Genomic DNA, 16,528 nt, shown 5'->3' on the forward strand with positions numbered 1-16,528 from the left:
GCTGACATTTTTATTGCATCTATCCGAGATCATATTATTTTTCTTTTAAATGGCTGTTTTCTCATGAAAGATCCGGGTTAAGCGGTGTAGCGCTTGAGGAGATAGGCGGTAATGGAGTCCACCATCTCCTTGGAGATGGTCTCTTTACGGCCCGACTCAATGAAAGAGGGCAGACGGCTTGCCTCCACCATCATGATGCTGTCCACGGCCTTGGTCCGGCTGGGGTGAGCTTCATGGGGAACAATGACGGGCATGGGCATGATCTCCTGGCTCCAGCCTTTGCGGATGACGATGTTCAGGAGGTGGCAGATACGCCATGTGCTGGTGCAGAGGCTGTCCAGAGAGGTCTGGCCTGCGTGGAGGATTTTTTCCTTTACGTGGAGCTCGCCCTCTTTGCGGACGCGGCCAAGGACAAAGATGCCCCAGGGGGAGATGACAAGGTGGTCGATGCGGAAGAGCTCCAGGGTGAGGTTGTTGAAGACGTAACAGCGGTCGGAAAGGGCCTCCAGATGGGTGATGACCTTTTCTTCCCGGGCCACGGCTTCCCCGAACCGGTCCTTTTTGAAGAGCATGGTCAGGGCAAGGGGGTTGGAGCGAAAGGAGACAAAGCCGATGATGGCGGCGCAAACTACCGTGATGGCGGCAATGGGGCCCGCCTCGGCCACGGGGTCCTCGGAGAAGGCGAGCATCATCCCTGCCAGCACCACGGTGACGGTGCCCATGAGAAAAAGGTGGCGTGTGACGGTCTGCTTGAGCCCTTCAACGGGGTTGCCTTGAATGTATGCCATGGCGTGAACTCCTTCTGGGGTGTGATGCCGCCCCGCCGCAAAGGGGCGGGGCGGCGTCGTGTCGGTTTACATCGCGTTAGGCGACGTTGCCCACGTGCTCTTCGATCTCTTTGTTGATTTTTTCAGGGGAATCTCCGGGGAAGACAGGCTCTTCCTGGATGTAGGCCTTGCGCTTGTCTCCGCCCAAGTAGATGAGGGCGCACATGACGATGGCAGCCCCCAGACCCCATGCAGCCCCGCGGGTGGCCACGATGGCGCCGGTGACCCCTGCAATGCCCAGGTCGTTGTAAGACCGGGATTTCAGGACCCCGATGCGGACACTTACATAACCCTGGATCAGCATGGTGGAGGCCAGGCCGATGCCCAGGATGGGCTTCACAGCCGAGACAATGGGGGCCAGGAAGTAGCCGGTCCAGGTGCCGAAACGGAAGGAGGCTGCGCCGCCGCTGATGGAGTCCATGGCTTCCGGCCCGTGCTTGTATCGTTCGCACAGGACCACCTGCATGGCCGCCCACAGGGGCCCGCACATGGAGATGTCCGGGCCGATGACGCTCATGATGGTGTTACGTACGCCGAAGATGATGTGGGATCGGTTGGGGTTGTAGTCGATGTCCTCATCGGGGCGGTACTTCTGGGCGTCGTCGAGAAGGGCCTGGCTCTGAATCACGTCGCCGAAGATAACGAGGTAGGCGCTGACCACCATGGGGATACTGGAGATAAACATGTGGCCCGAGGGCATGGGGATGTTGCCGAGGATGGTGAAATCCCTGAAAAGGGTCGCAAAATCAGGGGAGGTGATGATCTCTCCGGTGAAGGTGGGCCAGGAGAGCTCACCGGTGAGGGGCCCCACAAACACGGCCAGGGCCAGGGTGGGCATCATGCCGAGGTTGGCAAGATAGAAGAAGAACTTGTTTTTGGTTCGAAGGCTCTTGAAGTGTTCTGAAAACAGGAGGTAGAAGGCAAGGCCCACGCAGATGACCACGGTCCAGGGGAAGTTGTCGAAGCTTTTCAGACCGTTGCCGGGCTTAAAGACGATCATGACGGCGGCAAAGCCCGCCCCCAGCACGATGCCGGACTGCATGGCGTTGGGGATGATGGAGACAAATTTCTTGGCCAGCCCCGAGACCCCCAGGATTACACAGAAAATCCCGAACATCATCTCAAAGGCGATGAGACACTGCATGCGCTCAACCCCGGGGGCGTAAGTCTCCACATAGGCGATGAGAAGGGGGATGGCCGGGGTGACCCAGCCAGGCACCACCGGGTCGCCGAAGGTGACGTGGGCAAGGTAAAGGGTGCCGTTCATGATAACGATGGCCAGGGCCACCTCAAAGGACATGCCCAGTTTGCCGGTGAGGACGGGGATAATGGCCAGACAGACGGTGCACATCAACAGGCCCTGGAGGTAATCCGGCCATTCGAAACGGTAGTGAATAAAGGGCAGCCTGAGCGTTAGGGGTCCCATGGGGATCCCGGACTGCTTGCCACCGTGCTCGCGGTATTTACTCATGCTTCATTCTCCTTCCAACATCTGACGTTCAGTGCTCCGGGCAACGGCAAGCAATGTGTTCCCTGCAATCCGCCCGGCCTGACTGTGTATGTGATGCACACAGACTGTGACCCGACGAGGAATCCTCCTGCCGAAGACCGATCATGACCGGCTTTCGAAGGTGGTATTTCGCAAGGAGCATGCCAAGCCGCAGGAATGACTTACTCCGGTGGTAAAAAGGGCCGGTCTCTGCCCGGAGGACCTTCAGGGTGTCCAATGTTTACGGGGCTTACGGCCATCACGTCACAGGAGAGATGTTTGACGGGCAACAGGTGCGGACGAAGGGAAGACGCGGTACACCGGCGATGCACGGCGGCATCTCCGGTGGCGAGAATCTGGTGGGTAGAATCAGGTAACATGCTAAAATACTTCTTCAAACAGTCTGTGGTGATCGGGTGATGCTGTGGGGCATCGCAAAAATGCAGCCATGCATCAGTTCTGGTCAGGGGCGCAAGCCGTACCGGGACGCCTTGCGCACCACGGTGGACTGATTGATGCCCAGGGCTTCGGCCGCCTTTCGTGTGGTGCCGTGGGTTTTGAGGGCCTCCTGAATGGCCCGGGCCTCCACCTCTTCAAGGAGCTCCTTCAAGGGTTTCCCCGTCAACGAGGGGAGCCCTCCGTTTCCATCCGGGTTTCGGATGGAGTCCGGGATGTCCGCGGCACAAATCAGCTCCCCCGGGGTGATCACCACCAGGCGTTCGATGACATTCTCAAGCTCCCGCACGTTGCCGGGCCACGGGTGGGCCGTGAGGATGTCCACGGCTTCCCGGTCGATCTGCTTGGCAAACTCGAAGCGCTTGTTGTACTTGGCCAGGAAATGCCGGATCAGGGGCACAATGGCCTCAGAGCGTTCCCGCAACGGGGGGATGTGGATGGGGACCACGTTGAGCCGGAAGAAGAGGTCTTTGCGGAAGGTCTTTTCCTGGACCATCTTTTCCAGGTCCCGGTTGGTGGCGGCGATGATGCGCACGTTGACGGTGATGGGGCGGGTGTCCCCGATGCGGGTGATCTCCTTTTCCTGGATGACCCGAAGGAGCTTGCTCTGAAGCGGAAGGGACATCTCCCCCACCTCGTCCATGAAGATGGAGCCGTTGTCCGCGGCTTCGAAAAGGCCTGCCTTGCCCTTTTTGGAGGCCCCGGTAAAGGAGCCGGGGGTGTAGCCGAAGAGCTCGGCTTCCAAAAGGGCTTCGGGGATGGAGGCGCAGTTGATCTTGATAAAGGGCTTTCCCTTGCGCTTGCCGTTTTCGTGGACCATCTCGGCCACCATCTCTTTGCCCACCCCGGATTCTCCCTGGATGAGCACAGTGGAGTCCACCTGGGCGATGCGCATGGCAAGGGCCTTGATCTCCAGAAGCCTTTTGGAGCGGATCACGTACTGGCCGTCCCCCTTCTCCTGGCGCAGGCTGTTGATTTCCACCTCGTAATGGGAACGCAGGGTCTGCATGGAGCAGAGCTCATGCTGGAGGCGGTTGAGCTGGGTGACGTCCCGTACGTTGGTCACCACCCGCGCGATCTGACCCTCTTTGTCCAGCACCGGGGTGCCGGTAACCATGATGGTCTTGCCGTTTTTGACCTCCTGGAACACCGACTCGGGCTGCCTGCTCTTCAGAACCTTTAAGGTGACAGACTCGCTGTAGTACCCTTTGTTGACGAGCTCTGTCATGGATTTGCCCATGATCTCAGAACGCTTGATACCGGTGAGGCGCTCGTAAGCGCGGTTGAGCCGGGTCACCGTGCCGGTGCCGTCGGTGACGAAAATCCCGTCGAAGGAGGACTCGATGATGGCCTGGAGCTCTTCGTTGGTGTCGCTGGAGTGCCTGAGCTCATTGCCCAGGGCTTCGATGCCCGTGATATCCTGAAGAAGGGCCATGGCCCCCACCACGTTGCCGTCGTTGACGATGGGGGTGCGGTTGGCAAGGTAGGTCTTTCCGGCGATGCGGATTTTTTTGGCGGCTTCGGTCTTGCCGGTGGCCACGATGTGGGTCAGCCGGGTTTCCGGGATGATGGAGGCAATGGGGGTTCCGATGACCTCGTCCCGGGACAGTCCCACCACCTTGGTGAACGTCTGGTTGCACAGCACCACGCGGCTGCGGCTGTCCACTCCCACCACGGGGTTGTGGATGGAGTCCATGAGCACGATGATCTGTGCCGAGATATTCTGCATGAGGTTCTGAAAAAATGATGCGCCAGCATCGCCTCGGGCCACGGGGTTGGTCTGCTTGGTCATACAACCTCTCTCCACCTGCAACAAACCGGGATCTCATTCGAAACGGGGTGCCCGGGGCCGCATCATCCTTGATGGACTGACCGTCATCGCACCAGACTCGAACCAGCTCGGGGCTTGATTCACCTGGATCATCTGTTCGCGAGGCAGGACATCGTCGTCCTGTCGGCAAAATTGGAAATCCATGGGATGCCATGGGTGTGCCTGGAAAACAGTATGTGTTGTAACAGGCAAAAGATGACGGGATCAATCCTTTTCTGACAACGGGAAAACAAGGAATGAGTTGCCTTGTTTCGGGTTCCATTTTCGGTTGCTTTCAGCTATCACTGAAATCCGGCCGATGGTCGGGCTGAGAAAAAATACGTGTCCTTCCGGCCTCCGGGGCCATGGACCCAAGATACTTTGCACAGGAAATAATCATGCCTCGAATCAAGCTTGCGCTGAAAGAAGAGTACCCGTTTACCTGCGATATCCAGGTGCGGGTGGGAGACCTGAACTACGGCGGTCATGTGGGAAATTCAGAAATGGTGGGGATCCTCCACGACGCCCGCGTGGCCTTGTTTCGGTCCATGGGGGTCCACGAAGGGGACCTGGGCGACGGCAAGACCGGCATCGTCATGGATGATTTGGTGGTGAACTTCAGGGCCGAGGCCTTTCTGGGGGACAACCTCACCGTGGGGTGCGCCTTTGGTGAGGTGGGAGAGGCAGGGTTTCGGATCCACTATCATGTGACATGCAGCGGCAAAACCGTTGCTGTTGCGGAGACAGGGCTCGTTGCCTTCAACTACGCAGCGCGTCGCATTGCGTTTCTGCCCGCGGCGTTCAAGGCGAAGACCCTTGATTTTGGGTGCGGCAACTAACCCTGTCTCTGCGAGGTTATTGGTCTGCGTGTGCGCCCTGGCCCGACAGGTCGCTCTGCACGGTTTTGTTCCAGGGGGTGACCACAAAGAGGCGCCGATCCCCGGAGAACTCTTTTCGGCAGTGCCCCCGAAGCACGCCGATTCCCTTTTCAAAGGCTTTGAAATCCAGATGAGAGACGGCTTTCAACGCACCGAGGCCGTCGGGGACCATGAGGGGCTCTGAGGTACTCTGAAGGGAGCGGGCGAGCATGGCCGTCACCTCCAGGGAACCCTTTTCGGACCGGGTCTCAAGAAACCGGTTCCAGACCGGCAGGCCGCTTGTGACAAGTCCGTTGACGAGCCGGGAAAAGTCCGCCTCGGACAGGGAGCCTGTGTGGCGTGCGTAGCTTGCGTTGAGGGCAATGCCCACGGACAGGGCGTGCCCGTGGGGGAGTTTGTACCCGGAGCGGGTCTCCAGCCAGTGGGCGACACGGCACCCCAGGCTCGACCCTTCGTCGAGGGTGGATTCGCTGGATGCACGGGCCCGGTCCAGGTGGAGGGTGGCGGTTTTGTGGACCACCTTTTCCACGGTCTCCAGATCGTTCTGACGCAGCTTTCGCGCCTTCTTCACCAGAAATAAGAAAAATTCGGTGTCGGCGGACAGGGCCATCTTGAACGCTTCGGCCATGCCGCTGATGTGGTGCTCGAAGGGGAGCGTTCTGAGCAGGGAAAAATCGATGAACACGGCGTAGGGAGGGGCGGTGATGCCGGAAAAATTCTTGATCCCTCGGGTGTTCATATAACGCATGGTTCCGATGCCGGCCGCGCACTGGGAGAGGGTGGAGGTGGGGACATTGATGGTTTTGATGCCGCCCCGGCATTGGGCCAGGGCCGTACCGGCCGCGTCCAGAAACGCTCCGCCCCCCACCACGAACACCAGGCTCTCCTGGGTCAGGCCGTGGGCATGGGCGATGGTGGCGGTCTCCTCCACCATGCGCTGGCTGTTTTTAACGGACTCCCCGCCGCACATGATAAAGGGTGCGTGGCAGAGTTCAAAGAAGGGATGCTCTTTTTGAAAGTGGCGGATCATATTGCTTAACCAGATTCCATTGCGCGGGCCACCACACCCGAGTCCACGAGAATGGCGCATCGAAGGGGGGCATCGTTCATCTTGGTCAGGGTCCGGCGAATGGTCTGATTGGTGCCGGTAAACAGGTTGTTCGTAAAGCAGACGGGGTAGCTGTGGTGGGTGTGGAATTCCTGGGTATAGGTGGGAAAGACCTGAAAGCGAGTGCGATTCATCAAAACCTCCCCTGAAAGGGTTGTCGTGACTGAGTGTTGGGATCCAAAATCCATGGTTGGAAATGACGATGAGAATCAGGAATAACAGTGCTGTCCAAGGTTTATCAACGGCGTGGGTAACCGATATGACAGCAAAAAATTAACAAAACCATAGCATATTCATTTTATGATGACAATTTGAGAATGTCGTCCTTTCAAGGGGCATTGGCAGCATGGAATCGCGGCGGTTCGTCTCCGACGATATCGCGCCTTCTGGATTCGCAACTACCTGTCGTGACAGGGCAATATTCGGGATACCCATTGACACCCCACATCGGTTTTTCCATAATATGAAGAAAAAGCCGGGGCTGTTTCGTCGGATGCCATCCGTCCCCTTCGTTTTTCCCTTCCTCCTTCCCAATGTTTTTTCAGCCTTTTTCCTAAACGCTTCGGTGGTTTGATCAACCCTCTGCCAACCCATCAGCGAGGACCCGCCATGCTGACCAAAGAGTATAAAGCCTTTTTACGCGCCATGAAGCAAGTGATCCCGCCGGAGCGAATTACCACGGCTCCCCTTTACCCTGGCCTACGGCACGGACGCCAGTTTTTATCGCATGGTGCCGAAGATCGTGATCACCGTGGAAGAGGAGCGGGAGGTGGTGTGGCTCCTCCGGGAAGCCGGGGCGCGAAACCTGCCGGTGACCTTCCGTGCCGCCGGAACAAGCCTTTCGGGCCAGGCCGTCACCGATTCCATCCTCGTCAGGCTGGGCCACACCTGGCAGGGGTGCGCGATTTTTAACAACGCCGAAAAAATAAGGCTCCAACCCGGGGTCATCGGAAGCTGGGCCAACAGCAGGCTGGGGCAGTTCGGCCGGAAGATCGGCCCGGACCCGGCCTCCATCGACACCGCCCAGATCGGGGGGATCGTCGCCAACAACGCCAGCGGCATGTGCTGCGGGGTCTCGGAGAACAGCTACAAGACCATTGCGGATATTCGGGCGGTGTTTTACGACGGCACGGTCCTCGATACCGAAGACGACGCCAGCAGGAGTCGCTTTGCAGACGAGCACCCGAACATGCTCAAAGGGATCTGCGACCTGCGTGATGCCGTCAAGGCCAACCCCGAGCTTGCCGACAGGATCCGCCGGAAGTTCAAGATCAAGAACACCACAGGCTACAGCCTCAACGCCCTGGTGGACTTTGATGATCCGTTTGACATCATCAAGCACCTGCTGGTGGGGTCGGAAGGGACCCTCGGGGTTTTCTGAGCTGGTGACCTACACACCGTGGTGGAGCATCCCCACAAAGCCTCGGCCCTTCTTTTGTTTCCCGACATCGAGACCGCCTGCAACGCCACCATGATTTTGAAAAAACAGCCCGTGGCCGCCGTGGAGCTCATGGACCGGGCCGCTTTAAAGTCGGTGGAGGACAAGGAGGGCATGCCCGAAGCCATCAAAGGGCTGGCCGACGGCGTCACCGCCCTGCTGGTGGAGACCCGGGCCGAAACCCGGGAGGCCCTTGCCGCCCAGGTGGAAACCGTCACGGCCTCCCTGGCCGATCTCACCCAGGTGGTTCCCACGGTGTTTACCCCGGACCCGGAGGAGTTCACGCGTCTCTGGGCCATTCGGAAAGGGCTCTTCCCGGCTGTGGGGGCGGTGCGGGAAACCGGCACCACGGTGATCATCGAAGACGTGGCCTTTCCCATGGACTCCCTGGCCTCTGCCACCCTGGAACTTCAGGCCCTCTTTAAAAAATACCGCTACGACGAAGCCATCATCTTCGGCCATGCCCTGGAAGGGAACCTTCACTTCGTGTTTACCCAAGCCTTTGAAGAACAGGAAGAAATCAACCGCTACCGGGATTTCATGGACGAGGTGGCCGGCATGGTGGTGACCACCTACGATGGCTCCCTCAAGGCCGAGCACGGCACCGGCCGCAACATGGCGCCGTATGTGGAGATGGAGTGGGGCAGGGAAGCATACGCCCTCATGAAGGAGATCAAGGCCCTGTTCGATCCCGAGGGGATCCTCAACCCCGGGGTGATCCTGAACGACGATCCCCAGGCCCATATCACCCACCTCAAACCCATGCCCGCTGCCGATGAGATCGTGGACAAGTGCATCGAGTGCGGGTTTTGCGAGCCAGTCTGCCCCTCCAGAAACCTGACCTTTACCCCCAGGCATCGCATCACCGCCTGGAGGGAGGCAAAGCGTCTTGAAAACAGTTCCGGTGCCCGGAAGTGGAAGAGGGGATATCAGTACCCTGGCCTTGAGACCTGTGCGGCAGATGGCCTGTGCGCCCAGCGGTGCCCCGTGGGGATCAACACCGGGACCTTCACCAAAAAACAGCGGGCCGAGGCCACCGGGAAAATGGGCAACCACACCGCCTCTTTTCTGGCCGACCACTACAACGGGACCACCCGCACAGTGCGGGCAGGGCTCAAAGGGGCGCACATGGTGCATAAGCTTGCCGGGGACGGCATCATGGAGGCCGTGGCCATGCATGCCCGCCGCCTCTCCCTCAAGACGCTTCCCATGTGGAACCGTGCCCTCCCCGACGCAGCAAAGAAAATGAGAAAGCTCAAAGGAAAATCATCGAATCCCCTGAAGGTTGTCTACTTTCCTTCATGCATCAGTCGAAGCTTTGGCGCCTCTCTTCAGATGGAAGATAAGCGTCCACTGGGGGACGTGACCCTCTCCGTCCTTGAAAAGGCGGGCTACGACGTGATCATCCCCGAGGGACTCAACACACTCTGTTGCGGCCTTCCCTTTGCCAGCAAGGGGTATACCCGCCAGGCCGATAAAAAGGCCGCTGAGCTTGAAAAGGCCCTGATGGCGGCGAGCCGGGACGGTGAATACCCCATCCTTGCAGACACCAGCCCCTGCCTTTACCACATGAAAGAGACCCTTTCCGAATCCCTTGCCCTCTATGAGCCCGTGGGGTTCATCCTGGAGTTCCTGAAAAAGCGCCTCATCTTCAACCAAAGCGACGACAAGATCGCCGTCCACGCCACCTGCACCACCCTCAAGCTGGGCCTGGAGGGAAAGCTCAAAGAGCTGGCCGAACTCTGTGCCGCACGGGTGGTGGTGCCGGAAGACATCAACTGCTGCGGTTTTGCCGGAGACCGGGGATTCAACGTCCCTGAGCTGAACGAAGCGGCCCTGGACGGCCTGAAGGATAAGGTGGCAGGCTGCCGGGAAGGATTTTCCACCAGCCGTACCTGCGAGATCGGCCTCTCCCTCCACGGCGGCATCACCTATTCATCCATTCTCTACCTGGTGGATCGGTGCACGGAGCGTATCGTGAGGACGGGGGAGATGTAGGGGAAAGAGGATAGAGGGAAATAAGGTCATAGGTTATGGGGCATAGGGTATGGGGGCAGGGCCGCCGGAGGCAAAAATCTAAATGCGTTAACCCTGGGGTGTAGGGGCGGCGGGGGTGCATGTTTGGGCAGCCCGTGATATGGGTCTTCTGTGTTGCGGGCTGTTTTGCGTCTGAGAATTCCATGGAAAGGTCTGAACAAGTGAAAGTGTGACGAACGTACGGGAAGGCGCCCTTTTGGGGTGGCTGTTGTGCACGGCGGGCCGGGCGGGGCAGGGGAGATGGCACCGGTGGCCCGGGAGCTCTCACGCGAATGGGGGGTGCTGGAGCCCCTTCAGACGGCCTTGAGCCTTGAAGGCCAGGTGGCAGAGCTTCGCTCGGCGCTTCTGGAGCATGCCACGTGCCCTGTGGCCCTCATCGGGTTTTCCTGGGGTGCCTGGCTGAGTGTGATCCTGGCCGCTCGCTTCCCGGAGCTTGTGAACCACCTGATCCTGGTGGGAAGCGGCCCTTTTCTCGAAGCCGATGCCGCAGGCATTGATGCCGAGCGCATGGGGCGCCTGACGCCTGAAGAGCGTGTCGAGGTCAAGGGGTTGCTGCCGGACCTGAAGCATCCCTCTGCGCGTGTCCGCAACGATGTGTTCAGCCGATTCGGCAGGATCTTTTCAAAGGCCGACGCTTTTGACCCCATGGACACTGATAAGGCGGACATCTTCTGCTCCGCAGACATCTTCAACGCGGTGTGGCCCGAGGCTGCCCAGTGCCGCCGAAACGGTTCCCTGCTGACCGCGGCCTCTTCCCTGACCTGCCCGGTGACCGCCATCCACGGCGACTACGACCCCCATCCGGCCGACGGGGTGCGTGTCCCCCTTGAAAAGGCCCTTGATGAGTTTCAGTTTTTTCTCTTGCCGCAGTGCGGGCACGTGCCCTGGAAGGAGACACAGGCCAGGGCCCCCTTCTATGACCTCCTGAAAAAAAGCCTCCGGCGGCCTTGCCGGAAGTAACCTTCTAAAACGTTTCACATACAAATTTTAATTAACAGGTTCCGCCTGGGCATGCGTCTCGGAGGCTCTGCCTCCATGTGAGATACCTCCAGGTTCTGTGACGTGTGCTATCCACGGCTTGATTTTGCATATGGGCGAGACCTGCGGAGCGGACGGCGCAGGGGGATGAGGTCGGTTGCCCTTTGCGCACCTCCGAAGAATTGTGAAGGTCATGAAAACCCATGCAGCAACAAATGCCATTGCGCTTTGCCCTGAGGAACGAAGGGCAAAGCGCAATGGCAACCTGCTTTCGAGGTGGCTCACCTCGCCGCCGGAGGCGCGCTTTTGTCTGCTTGTGTCTGGCGTCAGTTCAGCTTGAACTTCTTCATCAGGATGGCATCGCGTCGCTGCGTGGGGACCCATTTCTTGAGGAAGGGCATCAGGGTGCTATGGGTACCCAGGCGGATGACCGGGGGGATGGGCTCCCGAAGGAGGATGGCTGTGAGCTTTTCGGCGAATCGGTCCAGGGGCATGGCGCTCTCCTGGGAAATGCGGGTGCGCCGGACGATGGCGTCCATGGAGGCGGCGTAGTGGTTGAGATTTTTCGTGGTCTCTTTGAGCTGGGCCTCGGCGTTGGCGGAGAAGCGGGAGGCGATGCCCCCGGGTTGCACAATCACCACCTTGATGCCAAAGGGCGCGAGCTCCAGGCGCAGGGCGTCACTCGCGGCGTGGAACGCCGCCTTGCTGGCGGCATAGGCACCGGAGAACGGAGTGGGCAGGATCCCTGAGACGCTTCCGATATTGATGATGTGTCCTGCACCGCGCTGGATCATGGCGGGGACAACCGCCTGGATGAGGGCTATCTGGCCGAAGAGATTGGCTTCGAACTGCCGCCTGACCTCGTCCACGGGCATCTCGGCAAGCGGACCCATGGCCCCGTACCCGGCGTTGTTGATGAGCATGTCCATGTGGCCTTCCCGGCCCAGGACATGTTCCACGGCTTGGCTGACGGATGACTGGGCTGTGAGGTCCAGGGCCACGGGCTGTGCCCCGAGGGAGACAAGGGGCGTCAGGGCGTCGCGTTTGCGGGCAGTGGCGTAAACGGTCCATCCGGCCTTGAGAAAATTCTGGGCCAGGGCCTCTCCGATGCCGGATGAGCATCCGGTGATGAGTACAATCCGTTTCATGTCAGTGGGCCTCCCGGAAGGGAAAAAAGAAGATGGGTGAGTGTTTTTCTTTAAATGGTAACAAAGTTTACATATGGAGACAATCATCTTGACACGGACAGGGTCTCTTAGCTAAAGCTGACGTTAACGTTATTGTGGAGATCCCGCGGCAACCCCGTAAAGCGGCCGAAGCACTTGCACCATGTTGTTTATTCCGAGTTTCCAACCAGAGGAGAGGCATGATGGCACACCAACTTGCAGATCGACGTGACGTTGAATTTGTTCTTCATGAGCAGCTGAACCTGAGTGACCTGAGCAACCATGAAACCTACGGAGAGTTCAATAAGAAAACCATCGACCTGGTGATCTCCGAGGCGCGGAACCTGGCCTTGAAAGAGGTGCTTCCCACCAACGCCCCCGGGGACCAGACCGGTTGCAGCCTGGATAAGGGGCAGGTGCAGATTCCCGAGGAGTTCAAGCGGATCTGGGATCTGTATCGGGACGGGGAGTGGATCGCCACCAGCGAGGACCCGTCCTGGGGCGGCCAGGGCATGCCCCACGCCCTCTCCATGGCATGCACGGAGTACCTCTCCGGGGCCAACATGGCCATGTACATGTACGTGGCACTGACCCATGGCGCCGCCAACCTTGTGGAGGCCTTCGGTACCCAGAGCCAGAAAGAGAAGTACCTGCGCAAGATGTATTCCGGCCAGTGGACCGGTACCATGCTCCTCACCGAACCCGGCGCCGGTTCCGACGTGGGCGCCCTGACCACCACGGCCACCCCCAACGCCGACGGCACCTACAGCATCAAGGGCAACAAGATTTTTATCTCCGGGGGCGATCACGACATGGCCGAAAACATCGTGCACCCTGTCCTGGCCCGCATCGAAGGGGCCCCTGCCGGCACCAAGGGTATCAGCCTGTTCACCGTGCCCAAGTACCGGGTTACCGAAGACGGATCTGTGGGGGAACTCAACGACGTGGTCTGCACGGGCATCGAGCACAAAATGGGTATCCACGGCAACTGCACCTGCTCCCTTGCCCTGGGAGAGAAGGGCGGTTGCGTAGGCGAACTCCTGGGCGAACCCAACAAGGGCATGCGCGCCATGTTCCAGATGATGAACGAGGCCCGTCTTTTTGTGGGCATCCAGGGTCTCAGCGTGGCCGGGGCTTCGTACGCCAACGCATTGACCTACGCCAAGGAGCGGGTCCAGGGGCCCAACCTCATGTCCATGATGGAGAAGAACCCGCCTGCCGTGCCCATTATCCAGCACCCGGACATCCGTCGCCAGCTCATCACCATGAAGGCCAACGTGGAGGCCATGCGAAGCCTTCTCTTTTACATCGGGTACTGCTCGGACCTGAAAAAAGTGAGTGATTCCGAGGAAGAGAAGGAGCGCCTCCAGGGAATCATCGACGTGCTCATCCCCATCGGCAAGGGGTACGTCACGGACCGCTCCTACGATGTCTGTTCCCACGGCATGCAGGTCTACGGGGGCTACGGGTTCATTGAAGAGTACCCCCAGGCCCAGCTGCTCCGGGACTGTCGCATCACCATGATCTACGAGGGCACCAACGGGATCCAGGCCATGGACCTTCTGGGCCGTAAACTCGGCATGAAAAAGGGCAAGGCTGTCATGGACCTCATGGGCGAGATGCAGAAGACCATTGCCGAAGCGCGCGGGGTGGAGGCCCTTTCTCCCCTTGCAGACGAGCTTGAAAAGGCCGTGGGCAAACTCGGCGAGGTGGCCATGTACATGGGCAAGACCGCCATGAGCACCGAGGTGATGAACGCCTTTGCCAGCGCACATCCTTTCATGACCGTCACAGGGGACGTGGTCTTTGCCTGGATGCATCTCTGGCGGGCCGTCACCGCAACGGCGGCCCTTGAAAAGGCCAAAAAGAAAGACAAGGATTTCTACGGAGGCATCCTGTCCTCGGCCGCCCACTACATCCAGACGGAGCTTCCTGTGGCCCAGGGGCGCATGCGTGCCATCCTCAAGGGGTCGGATGCCGCCATGACCATTTCGGAGTCCTCATTTTTCGGGTAAGGTGCCTGGCACACAAGCCCTCCGTGATTGACATCACGGGGCGTCAGGTATAGATATCGTTCCAAGGTTCCGGTGTATTGGGGCTCTGGCAGATAGATCCCACGATTTATCTGCCAGGGCCTTTGTTCTGTTTGCTGATTGTGGATGTGGAGGCGGAGATGTTTTTTCTGGGGGCGTATCTGGAGCGGGAAGAGGGGAGTGCCGAGGTGGTTGTGGTGGAAAAGGGATTTTACAGCGGCACCAAACGATACCGCATCATCCATGCTGAAATCCTTCAGGAAAAAGACCACGACGCCCTGACCCGGACTCTCCTTGACATGCGCCTGGATGATCGCTGGACAGCGGTGAAGAAGGTGTTCAGCCAGAGCGGTCGTCCCGCCAAGACCAAAAAAGAGCCTCCGCTGATCCTTCTCTCCTCCTGGGACGATGAGGTGCGCATGGCAGAGGCCATGCGAAGGCGATGCGCGTCCGTGGAGGTGCTTTTAAGCACCGAGCCCGATGAGACCGCTCGGCAACGCCTCAAGTCCGATGCCTTTCACAACTGCCATGTGGTCACCGCCCCCATGATGGTTGCAGCCCTGGAAAACACTGTGAAAAAAGGGAGCTTTAACGAGGATCAGCTCGGGGAGTACCCGGTGGTCTCCCTTGCCCCTGCCAAGGGGCAGATGGCAGATGAAAGATCTGCCTGGCTTTGCGCTTTGGGCGGGTGTCTCTGGCATGGTGAATCCATCCGGCGTGTCAAGCGCTACTGATCACATTCCCTCCTTCATGCCCTTCAGACCTGTGTGCACGCGGGCAGCCTCCGGTTCGGTTACGGGGGCCCCGGCAGTGGCCTCATGCCTTCTCCCTCTCTTCTTTTCCCTTTATTCCGCGTTCCAACCACGGCTCGTGCTGTCATCTGCAAAAGGTTGATTTGTTCCTTTATGTCTCACTCGCAATTCTATTGAAAGATATCATCAGTATAATTGATGATGTCTTTTTTATTTCTTCTCTAAATCGGGCTGAAATACAAAATGCGTTTACGTTCTTTTCTCTGTAATGTATTCGAATCATATTGTTTATAAGGAATGATGCACATTCTTCTTTAGCCCTTTTAAAAAAAATAATTGACAAGGATCACACACGGGGCGTAGGGTTTCATTGCTCATACGCAGTGAGCATGGAGTATTGATGAGTAATACATTGAGAGACACATAACGGGGCGATTTTTACGTTGCGGGCCCACGCTCGCAGGAATCCACATTTTGAGGAATTCGCCTTCTCAGCAGGGATCACAGGAGAACGCATTTCCCGGCAGCGCTGCCGGGGGATCTGTTTGTTTGGACCGATGCCGCAGTCGAGATGACTGGGCCCGATATATCCATTGTTTTCTGTTAACCTGAGCCATGAGAAGGAACCGTTATGCGAAAACGAGTCGAGGCAACCCTGGCTGTTCTTTTGATCCTGTCCTGTGTGGGGTTGCGGCTGGCGTATACCGAACACCGGATGCCGCCGGAAGAAGGCGTTGATCTCATTACCATTGATTCCATTGCCCCGTTGGACACCCTTCAACGTCCCCCTGTTCGATTCCCCCATGGAATCCATGTGTCGGCCACAAGCGAGTCTGCCGGCTGCCTGGCATGCCATGACCCGGCCCCCGGTGCCGGTCATGGGATCTCTTTTTCCATGAAAAACCGCCATGAACTCTCCGGAGAGGCGCTTCAGGACCTCTACCACAACCAGTGCATCGGTTGTCATGCCGACCGTGAAACAGTAGGGCTTGCCACCGGCCCCCAGGTCTGCAGCGGGTGCCATGTAAAACCTGTCCCCGATTCTTCCCCCATGTCACACGCCATAACCTTTGACGCCCGCCTCCACATGCGCCACACCGATGATGCCGCCCTTGACTGCAAGGCCTGCCATGATGCCCTGCCGTCAGGAGGAGACAGTGATGAGGCCCACGGCCTGTGCGTCACCTGCCACCTGGACTCGGCCTCCGACGCCCCCCTGGAGTGCACGGGGTGTCATGCCCTTTCCGCCTCCCAAGGGGAGGGCCATGGGGCCGCCCACGGCGGTGAGGTCGACTTCGACCACGACCTCCATGAAGAAGCCGATATCTCCTGCGAGGTCTGTCATCACAAGGAGCCCGACACCGGTTGCGCCGAGTGCCATCCCAGGCGCGGTGAGCCCGGGGGCGACAGCGTCTCCCTTCAGGCGGCCATGCACTCCCGGACCTCTGATCGCAGCTGCATTGGATGCCATGACACCATGGGTGCCGGCGTGGTGGACGACTGTACCGGGTGCCATGTTCCCTTCGGCACCGAAGCTGACTAGGCAACCGTCTTTG

At 58.9% G+C, this 16,528-nt stretch carries 13 protein-coding genes; 7 read left to right on the top strand and 6 right to left on the bottom strand.

Annotated elements, in window-relative coordinates; translation table 11 throughout:
• Positions 1–77 precede the first annotated feature (77 nt).
• From ACOYW2_RS10245 to ACOYW2_RS10255, 3 genes are all read right to left on the bottom strand, one after another.
• Complete coding sequence (locus tag ACOYW2_RS10245) at positions 78–788, bottom strand: nuclease-related domain-containing protein (RefSeq protein ID WP_482770329.1); 711 nt, start codon at positions 786–788, stop codon at positions 78–80.
• Positions 789–864: 76 nt separating this feature from the next.
• Positions 865–2,298, bottom strand: a complete 1,434-nt coding sequence (locus tag ACOYW2_RS10250) for a hypothetical protein (protein ID WP_180145087.1) — start codon at positions 2,296–2,298, stop codon at positions 865–867.
• Positions 2,299–2,779: 481 nt separating this feature from the next.
• A complete protein-coding gene (locus ACOYW2_RS10255) occupies positions 2,780–4,564 on the bottom strand; it encodes a sigma-54 interaction domain-containing protein (RefSeq protein ID WP_482416408.1) in 1,785 nt (594 codons plus the stop codon).
• A 416-nt stretch (positions 4,565–4,980) separates the two neighbouring features.
• Between ACOYW2_RS10255 and ACOYW2_RS10260 the strand changes: the two genes are divergently transcribed.
• Complete coding sequence (locus ACOYW2_RS10260) at positions 4,981–5,421, top strand: acyl-CoA thioesterase (protein ID WP_482770330.1); 441 nt, start codon at positions 4,981–4,983, stop codon at positions 5,419–5,421.
• A gap of 16 nt (positions 5,422–5,437) precedes the next feature.
• Here the strand turns inward: ACOYW2_RS10260 and ACOYW2_RS10265 are convergent, their stop codons facing one another.
• Together ACOYW2_RS10265 and ACOYW2_RS10270 are read right to left on the bottom strand one after the other, a co-directional pair.
• The gene (locus tag ACOYW2_RS10265) at positions 5,438–6,490 is read right to left on the bottom strand and encodes a 3-dehydroquinate synthase family protein (protein ID WP_482770331.1); all 1,053 of its coding nucleotides are present in this window, start codon (positions 6,488–6,490) and stop codon (positions 5,438–5,440) included.
• Positions 6,491–6,495: 5 nt separating this feature from the next.
• On the bottom strand, positions 6,496–6,702 hold the full coding sequence (locus ACOYW2_RS10270; protein ID WP_482770332.1) for a hypothetical protein: 207 nt from the start codon (positions 6,700–6,702) through the stop codon (positions 6,496–6,498).
• Positions 6,703–7,295: 593 nt separating this feature from the next.
• Between ACOYW2_RS10270 and ACOYW2_RS10275 the strand changes: the two genes are divergently transcribed.
• The 3 genes from ACOYW2_RS10275 to ACOYW2_RS10285 all read left to right on the top strand — a co-directional run bounded on the left by ACOYW2_RS10275 (position 7,296) and on the right by ACOYW2_RS10285 (position 11,003).
• A complete protein-coding gene (locus tag ACOYW2_RS10275; RefSeq protein WP_482770333.1) occupies positions 7,296–7,949 on the top strand; it encodes an FAD-binding oxidoreductase in 654 nt (217 codons plus the stop codon).
• An 18-nt stretch (positions 7,950–7,967) separates the two neighbouring features.
• Positions 7,968–10,004 carry an FAD-linked oxidase C-terminal domain-containing protein gene (locus tag ACOYW2_RS10280; RefSeq protein WP_482770334.1) on the top strand — a complete coding sequence of 679 codons (2,037 nt, stop codon included), beginning with the start codon at positions 7,968–7,970 and terminating at the stop codon, positions 10,002–10,004.
• Positions 10,005–10,244: 240 nt separating this feature from the next.
• Positions 10,245–11,003 (top strand): alpha/beta fold hydrolase, encoded by a 759-nt coding sequence (locus tag ACOYW2_RS10285; RefSeq protein WP_482770335.1) that lies wholly within the window; start codon positions 10,245–10,247, stop codon positions 11,001–11,003.
• A 344-nt stretch (positions 11,004–11,347) separates the two neighbouring features.
• On the opposite strand, the gene ACOYW2_RS10290 is transcribed toward ACOYW2_RS10285, so the two are convergent.
• Complete coding sequence (locus ACOYW2_RS10290) at positions 11,348–12,169, bottom strand: SDR family NAD(P)-dependent oxidoreductase (protein ID WP_482770336.1); 822 nt, start codon at positions 12,167–12,169, stop codon at positions 11,348–11,350.
• Between the two features lie 221 nt (positions 12,170–12,390).
• Between ACOYW2_RS10290 and ACOYW2_RS10295 the strand changes: the two genes are divergently transcribed.
• The 3 genes from ACOYW2_RS10295 (at position 12,391) to ACOYW2_RS10305 (ending at position 16,515) form a co-directional block, all read left to right on the top strand.
• Positions 12,391–14,202: an acyl-CoA dehydrogenase gene (locus tag ACOYW2_RS10295; protein ID WP_482771012.1), complete on the top strand. Its 1,812-nt coding sequence runs from the start codon at positions 12,391–12,393 to the stop codon at positions 14,200–14,202.
• 158 nt (positions 14,203–14,360) lie between these two features.
• On the top strand, positions 14,361–14,954 hold the full coding sequence (locus ACOYW2_RS10300; protein ID WP_482770337.1) for a hypothetical protein: 594 nt from the start codon (positions 14,361–14,363) through the stop codon (positions 14,952–14,954).
• 649 nt (positions 14,955–15,603) lie between these two features.
• Positions 15,604–16,515, top strand: coding sequence for a cytochrome c3 family protein (locus tag ACOYW2_RS10305; protein WP_482770338.1), 912 nt, complete (start codon positions 15,604–15,606; stop codon positions 16,513–16,515).
• The last annotated feature ends 13 nt before the right edge of the window (positions 16,516–16,528 follow it).

The organism is Desulfoluna sp. CLI2B, assembly GCF_056847375.1.

Coding starts and splice junctions, on each gene's coding strand:
- ACOYW2_RS10245 (WP_482770329.1), bottom strand. CDS start 788: ATGGCATACATTCAAGGCAACCCCGTTGAAGGGCTCAAGCAGACCGTC.
- ACOYW2_RS10250 (WP_180145087.1), bottom strand. CDS start 2,298: ATGAGTAAATACCGCGAGCACGGTGGCAAGCAGTCCGGGATCCCCATG.
- ACOYW2_RS10255 (WP_482416408.1), bottom strand. CDS start 4,564: ATGACCAAGCAGACCAACCCCGTGGCCCGAGGCGATGCTGGCGCATCA.
- ACOYW2_RS10260 (WP_482770330.1), top strand. CDS start 4,981: ATGCCTCGAATCAAGCTTGCGCTGAAAGAAGAGTACCCGTTTACCTGC.
- ACOYW2_RS10265 (WP_482770331.1), bottom strand. CDS start 6,490: ATGATCCGCCACTTTCAAAAAGAGCATCCCTTCTTTGAACTCTGCCAC.
- ACOYW2_RS10270 (WP_482770332.1), bottom strand. CDS start 6,702: ATGAATCGCACTCGCTTTCAGGTCTTTCCCACCTATACCCAGGAATTC.
- ACOYW2_RS10275 (WP_482770333.1), top strand. CDS start 7,296: ATGGTGCCGAAGATCGTGATCACCGTGGAAGAGGAGCGGGAGGTGGTG.
- ACOYW2_RS10290 (WP_482770336.1), bottom strand. CDS start 12,169: ATGAAACGGATTGTACTCATCACCGGATGCTCATCCGGCATCGGAGAG.
- ACOYW2_RS10295 (WP_482771012.1), top strand. CDS start 12,391: ATGGCACACCAACTTGCAGATCGACGTGACGTTGAATTTGTTCTTCAT.
- ACOYW2_RS10300 (WP_482770337.1), top strand. CDS start 14,361: ATGTTTTTTCTGGGGGCGTATCTGGAGCGGGAAGAGGGGAGTGCCGAG.
- ACOYW2_RS10305 (WP_482770338.1), top strand. CDS start 15,604: ATGCGAAAACGAGTCGAGGCAACCCTGGCTGTTCTTTTGATCCTGTCC.